This window comes from Psychrobacillus sp. (assembly GCF_056205495.1).
In genome coordinates this window covers 1-6,266 of sequence record NZ_JBAEAP010000085.1, presented here as the reverse complement: position 1 = coordinate 6,266, position 6,266 = coordinate 1, and the positions used below count along the sequence as shown (strand labels likewise).

Here is a 6,266-nt window from a genome sequence, read left to right as displayed (position 1 = left end):
ATGAACTTAAGAAGGAAGTTATAGGCGGTCTAAATAACTTGAAGAATCTAGATCCTCATTTAATTTATATGATTGCTCAATGTATTGTAAAAATAAATATGACTAGCATCAAATACGAGCAGTTTAGTTTCATAATTAGCTCAATAAGAGATGAAGCTCTAGTTGCAAAAATGTTGCTATTTGGGTTGGATGGAGTTATAGATACCTCAGGAAAGTATTTAGAAATCGTATCGAGTTTAAAAACAGAACATGTAAAGTTATCTGAAGTAGGAAAAATGAATAGAACTATTAAAAATATTCCAGATAATAAAATGTTATTAGAATCTTTACGGACAAAATATTTTTATTTAAGTTCAGTTACATATATAGATGAAAATGAACTGATTAGCTTTAATATAAGTAGAGTATTTAAATAAGCTTGAAGCATACTTTAACGAAAGGATTCATTATTTTTTTTTGATGAATCCATTCTAAATAGATGGAATTCCTTATAAGGCATGCGATTCATCAAAATTTAGCTAACGAAAAGAAAATAGGAGTTCCTTTTAATATAGCTTCCTATGCTTTACTTGTTCATTTAATAGCAAAAGAATGTAAGTTAGAAGTTGGAGATTTCGTACATACTTTAGGTGATGCTCATATTTATTTGAATCACTTTGAACAGGTTGAAACACAATTATCGCGAACACCGCGTGCTTTACCGACATTAGTCTTAAATGAAGAAAAAGCTTCCATCTTTGATTTTGAAATCGAAGACATTTCTATAGAAGGCTATGATCCGCATCCAAAAATCAAAGCACCAATTGCTGTATAAAGGAGAGAATATTGATGATATCACTAATCGTAGCACATGATCCAAACCGAGTAATTGGCTATAACAAAGACTTGCCTTGGCATATACCTGGTGATTTAGCATATTTCAAAGAAAAAACAATGAGCAAGGCAATGGTTATGGGACGGAATACATATGAATCGATTGGGAAAGTATTACCAGGTAGAAAAAGTATAATTGTTACTAGAAACTCCTCTTATAAAGTCGAGGGAGCAGAGGTAGTAAACAATTTAGTGGATGCAATCGAATTGGCGAAGAGTCACCACGACGAGGTTATGGTAATTGGAGGAGAGCAGATTTTTAGAGCAATCCTACCAAAAGCGGACAGACTATATATCACATTCATTCAACAAACATTCAAAGGTGATACTTACTTCCCACCATATAGCTCCGATGAATGGGTACTTACTGAGAAGTCGGAAGAGATGAAGACATCTGACGGAATAACTTACGTATATTTGGTTTACGATAGAAAGGTTAGTGAATAAGTTGTTTTCTTCTTTAAGAACTTTTGGATTTTTGTTTGGCTACTTACCAATAAGCATTCAAAAACTCAACAAAATTAAGTCTAAAAAAGGCGTACTCTCAGTAGAGCAATATGACTTGCTTGTCCACGAAGTACCGCAAAAATGGGCTGGGGGTATTTTAAAACGAACAAAAAGTGAATTTACTGTAGAAGGATCGGAAAATCTTCCTGATGGAGCTGTCTTATTTGTAAGCAATCATGAAGGGAACTTTGATATTCCTACTTTGTTAGCCCATATCCCTAAGCCGTTTGGGTTTATTTCTAAAATCGAGGTTAAAAAAATTCCACTAATTCCTAAATGGATGGAAGAAATGAATTGTGTGTTTTTAGACCGGACAAACCGAAAAAGTAGTTATCGATCAATTCAGGATACAGTATCACAATTACAAAACGGTCATTCTATTTTAATGTTTCCGGAGGGAACTAGAAGTAAGGGACAAGGGATAGGAGCCTTCAAATCGGGATTTGTCCGTATTGCTAAAGACGCAGATGTTCCTATTGTTCCTATCGCGATTCATGGAACCTCTAATATTATGGAGAAAAATAATAATAAAATTAGTCCAGCACATGTTCAAATTAGCATCCTTCCTTCATATAGTAAAGAAACGATTCAAGTAAATAATTCAGAACAAATAAAAGAAGACTTACATACAATTATCGCAAATAAGATTAATGAGCTTCAATGTAGGCATAAATAGTTTACAGATTAACATCTTTCTTCTTATAATATACTTAGGAAGGAAGGGATATACAGTGCCAAAGGTTCATATAGTTACAGACTCTACAGCTGATTTAACTAAAGAGATAATTGAAAAGTATAATATACATGTAGTACCTTTGACGATTCAGATTGATGGGGAGTCATATATTGATGGGGTTAATATTCAACCAGAAGAATTTTTAGAAAAGATGAGTACTTCTAAAGAACTTCCTAAGTCCTCCCAGCCTGCAGTAGGGGTGTTCAAAGAGCTATACGATAGGCTTGGTAAGAATGGAGATCAAGTTATCTCAATACATATGACCGGTGGCATGAGTGGTACTGTTAAATCTGCTCAAACAGCTGCTGACCTGACAGATTCTGATGTGACTGTTATTGACTCCAAGTTTATCTCCTTTGCTTTATATTTCCAGGTAGAAGAAGCTGCTAAAATGGCTGCTAATGGAGCTACAAAAGATGCAATTGTTGAAAAGGTTTTAGACATCTGCACTAAAACTGATCTATATGTAGTAGTAGATACTTTGGATAATTTAGTTAAAGGTGGACGTATTGGAAAAGGAAAAGCAATGATTGGATCATTACTTTCTATTAAACCCATTGCGAGCCTTGCGAATGGAGTTTATACTCCTGTGGCAAAAGCTAGAAGTCATAAGCAAGTAGTAAACTATTTGTTTAAACAGTTTATGGAAGACACTAACGGGAAAGTTGTAAAAGCGGTAGGTATTTCTCATGCTAATGGTTTGTCTATGGCTACACCCTTAATGGAATTAATAAAAGACTCGGGTTTCAAAGATATTCAAGTGTCCTTTACTTCCCCGGTGATTAGTACGCATACTGGTCCAGGTGCCATTGGATTTATGTATATGACAGAATAATGCCAAAAGCAGGGAAGATCAAATTTTCCCTGCTTTTATTTATAGTTTTACACCATCTTGTATATAAGCGGATTTAAATAAAGGGGTTAGATATGAAATATAAATTATTAATCATTCTTGTTTGTATTTCTCTATTAGCTAGTTGTGCGCCAGAAAAAATAGAAGAAGTTAGCTTTCCGATAAAGGAAACGGTCTTATTTGAAGAATATATTATTCCACCTGAATTTTTCCCGAGAACATTAGAACTTGTTGGTCTTGGAGATTCTCTTACACAAGGGGTAGGAGATGAACTGAAGAAGAATGGGTATGTTGGAAGATTAAAAAATCAAATCTTAGAATACAAGGGAATAGAAGATGTCGTATTAACCAATACTGCTAAAAGAGGAAGACGAAGTGACCAGCTTCTAAAGTTGTTAAAAGATGGAGAAATCGATCATCAACTTCGTAAAGCAGATTTAATCACCATTACCATTGGTGGAAATGATGTCATGAAGGTATTTAGAAAAGATCTCTTTAACCTTCAGATTGAAGCATTTCAAAAGGAATTGCAGCGTTTTGAGCGAAATTATGATGAAATCTTAGAGCAAATTCGAGAGGTTAATAGTAGTGCTCCAATAATAATGATTGGAATTTATAACCCTATTACCATAGTTACAGATGAAACGAGCGAAGTAGATCAAATCATAACAGACTGGAACGACACTATAGAATCGCTATCATATAGTAATACAAATGCTTGTTACGCACCTATTGATACTTTGTTTGATTCTAATGCAAACTTAGTCTATCATACCGATTTTTTTCATCCCAACAGCAAGGGATATGAGCTGATAGTAGATAACGTAGTAAATTCTTTAGAAAATTGTGGTTTGATAGATGAGCAAAGTAGGGAATTGTTCTTTTGAGGAGCTGGTTTAGATGAATAAGTGGATGATTGCCTTTTTTTTATTATTATTAATCATTGCAGGGAGTATAGGAACCCTTTTTTACTGGATTACATCTCCAACGGAAAATGTTGATGTTGAAAGTATTACTACACCTGACCCTTCCGGACATGTATTAACTGTAAATGTCTCTAAGGAAGATTTTCAGGGAATAGCAAATACTTTTATAGCTACAGCGATGGATGATAAACCTATTCCCCTTCAATTGAGTGTAGAGGAGCAAATTATTTTAAGCTCTGAGTTAACCATTTTCTCATTAACTCTTCCCGTAAAGATGTATTTCGAACCTTTTGTCGAAGAGAATGGGAATATTCGTTTGGAGCAATCGTCGGTTGAAGTCGGACAGCTTCAATTACCACCCGATACTGTGTTAAAGTTATTACGAGATTCAATAGACCTTCCTCGCTGGATGGTAGTGAAGCCTGATGAAGAAGAAGTTTTAATTCAGTTGGCTAGTATTCCTATGGCGTCTGGAGTGAATGTTCGAGCGAAGGAATTGAATCTTCAAGAAGACAAAATTGTTTTAGAAATTATAGTTCCATCGAAATGAGGGATATAAAATGGAAAAAGCAACATTTGCAGGTGGCTGTTTTTGGTGTATGGTAAAACCGTTTGATTCTTATGACGGCATTGAAAAAGTTGTTTCCGGTTATACGGGTGGTAATTTACCTAACCCTACTTATGAACAAGTGTGTTCAAATGCTACCGGACACTATGAGGCAGTTCAAATTACGTATGATCCGGAAAAATTTTCTTACGATCAACTACTGGATATATTTTGGCTGAACATCGATCCAACAGATGAAGAAGGGCAATTTTTCGACAAGGGATCTTCCTATCAAACAGCTATTTTTTATCATAATGAAGAGCAGCAAGAAAAAGCAGAACAATCTAAGGCTTCTTTAAATGCCTCTGGACGATTTCCGAAAAAAATAGCTACCAAAATTTTGCCTGCATCTGAGTTTTATGAGGCAGAGGAATATCATCAAGACTATTATAAAAAGAATCCAAGTCATTATAATAGATACTTTGTTGGTTCAGGTAGAGCAAACTTCGTTGAAAACAATAGGAGGTTACAAAATGAAGGATAAATTAACTGAAATGCAGTATTATGTGACTCAGCAAAATGGAACAGAGCCACCCTTTCAAGGAGAATACGATAAGCATTTTGATGAAGGGATTTATGTAGATGTTGTTTCAGGCAAACCATTATTTCATTCCAAGGACAAATATGATGCTGGATGTGGCTGGCCAAGCTTTACTAGACCAATCGAGAGCCACGAGGTAACTGAGCATTTTGATGATTCTCATGGTATGAGAAGAGTAGAAGTGAGAAGTAAAACAGCAAACTCTCATCTTGGCCACGTATTCCCTGATGGTCCAAAAGAAGAAACAGGCTTACGCTACTGTATTAATTCAGCTGCTATGCGTTTTGTTCCCAAGGACAAGCTAGAGAAAGAAGGATATGGAGAATACTTAAAACTATTCTAATGTTAAAAAAGCATGGATTTCATATCCATGCTTCAGACTGTAGACAAAAGGGTTGGAAATCGAAACGATTTCCAACCCTTTGCTATTATCACAGTTTACATTCTGGAAAAAGAGCTAATTCAGCTCTCGATTTTGTTTTACGCCATTTTTGGCGTTTTCCAGGTCCAGCTGGTCCAGGAGGAGCTCAACCTCGACCGGGAAAAGCATGGACCTCTTTTCATAAGTCCGCGTCTCTTTACGAACAACCTTCTTCTCGAACTTTCTCTTATTCGCACTAGCTTTCACATGGGTCGAATCAATAAAGACATGATCCGGGCTTAGGAGCCCACGATCTGCGAGCTCCTTTGATACTCTGTAGAAAATCTGCTCGAATAGATCTGTGTCTGCAAAACGACGGACATAGTCCCGAAAGTTGAGAAATGGGGAACCTCGGTATGGAAACCAAAGCCTAGAAACCATCGGTATGCCATGTTGGTTTCAATCTCTTTAATGGTTTGGGGCATGGACCGCATACCAAAGGTATATTGGATAAAAGTCATCTTGATAAGTACCACTGGGTCAATACTAGGTCTCCCTATTGTCGAATAAAGGTTTTCAACCAAAGGATAGATAAAGGAAAAATCAATTGCCGCATCTAACTTACGAACAAGATGGTCTTGTGGTACCAACTGTTCAATAGTCAAGATTTCTAATTGTTCGCGTTCATTGGTTTGATTATTCTTCATCATATCCATCACCACATTCATTTTATAGGAGGCCCCGTTGATTGGAGCGAAGAACGGCGACTCCAGCGGGAACAGCGCGAGCTGAAGACCCTGGACTGAGCGCAGCGAGGGAAGCGGCTGAAGCCGTGCCCGCGGAAAGCGTCCGTTCGTAGCGG

8 protein-coding genes and 2 pseudogenes are annotated in these 6,266 nt (G+C 36.5%); 9 read left to right on the top strand and 1 reads right to left on the bottom strand.

Annotated features, from left to right (window positions below; genetic code table 11):
* The 9 genes and pseudogenes from AC06OU_RS02690 to msrB form a co-directional block, all read left to right on the top strand.
* Window positions 1–416: hypothetical protein (locus tag AC06OU_RS02690; protein ID WP_475853805.1), on the top strand; the 416-nt coding region annotated here is incomplete at its 5' end.
* 116 nt (window positions 417–532) lie between these two features.
* A pseudogene (gene thyA, locus AC06OU_RS02685) lies at window positions 533–814 on the top strand (thymidylate synthase); the annotation flags it as partial.
* Between the two features lie 14 nt (window positions 815–828).
* Window positions 829–1,320 (top strand): dihydrofolate reductase, encoded by a 492-nt coding sequence (locus AC06OU_RS02680; RefSeq protein WP_298467783.1) that lies wholly within the window; start codon window positions 829–831, stop codon window positions 1,318–1,320.
* Window positions 1,313–2,056, top strand: coding sequence for a lysophospholipid acyltransferase family protein (locus tag AC06OU_RS02675; RefSeq protein ID WP_475853802.1), 744 nt, complete (start codon window positions 1,313–1,315; stop codon window positions 2,054–2,056). Before AC06OU_RS02680 ends, AC06OU_RS02675 begins: the two co-directional genes overlap by 8 nt.
* Before the next feature lie 55 nt (window positions 2,057–2,111).
* Window positions 2,112–2,951 carry a DegV family protein gene (locus tag AC06OU_RS02670; RefSeq protein WP_475853800.1) on the top strand — a complete coding sequence of 280 codons (840 nt, stop codon included), beginning with the start codon at window positions 2,112–2,114 and terminating at the stop codon, window positions 2,949–2,951.
* 92 nt (window positions 2,952–3,043) lie between these two features.
* Complete coding sequence (locus AC06OU_RS02665) at window positions 3,044–3,856, top strand: GDSL-type esterase/lipase family protein (RefSeq protein ID WP_475853799.1); 813 nt, start codon at window positions 3,044–3,046, stop codon at window positions 3,854–3,856.
* A 13-nt stretch (window positions 3,857–3,869) separates the two neighbouring features.
* Entirely contained in the window at window positions 3,870–4,445 is a 576-nt protein-coding gene (locus AC06OU_RS02660) for a YpmS family protein (protein ID WP_475853797.1), read from the top strand.
* Window positions 4,446–4,455: 10 nt separating this feature from the next.
* Complete coding sequence (gene msrA / locus AC06OU_RS02655; RefSeq protein ID WP_475853795.1) at window positions 4,456–4,986, top strand: peptide-methionine (S)-S-oxide reductase MsrA; 531 nt, start codon at window positions 4,456–4,458, stop codon at window positions 4,984–4,986.
* Window positions 4,976–5,386: a peptide-methionine (R)-S-oxide reductase MsrB gene (msrB, locus tag AC06OU_RS02650; protein ID WP_475853793.1), complete on the top strand. Its 411-nt coding sequence runs from the start codon at window positions 4,976–4,978 to the stop codon at window positions 5,384–5,386. Before msrA ends, msrB begins: the two co-directional genes overlap by 11 nt.
* Before the next feature lie 168 nt (window positions 5,387–5,554).
* Here the strand turns inward: msrB and AC06OU_RS02645 are convergent.
* A pseudogene (locus AC06OU_RS02645) lies at window positions 5,555–6,114 on the bottom strand (transposase); the annotation flags it as partial.
* Between the last annotated feature and the right edge of the window lie 152 nt (window positions 6,115–6,266).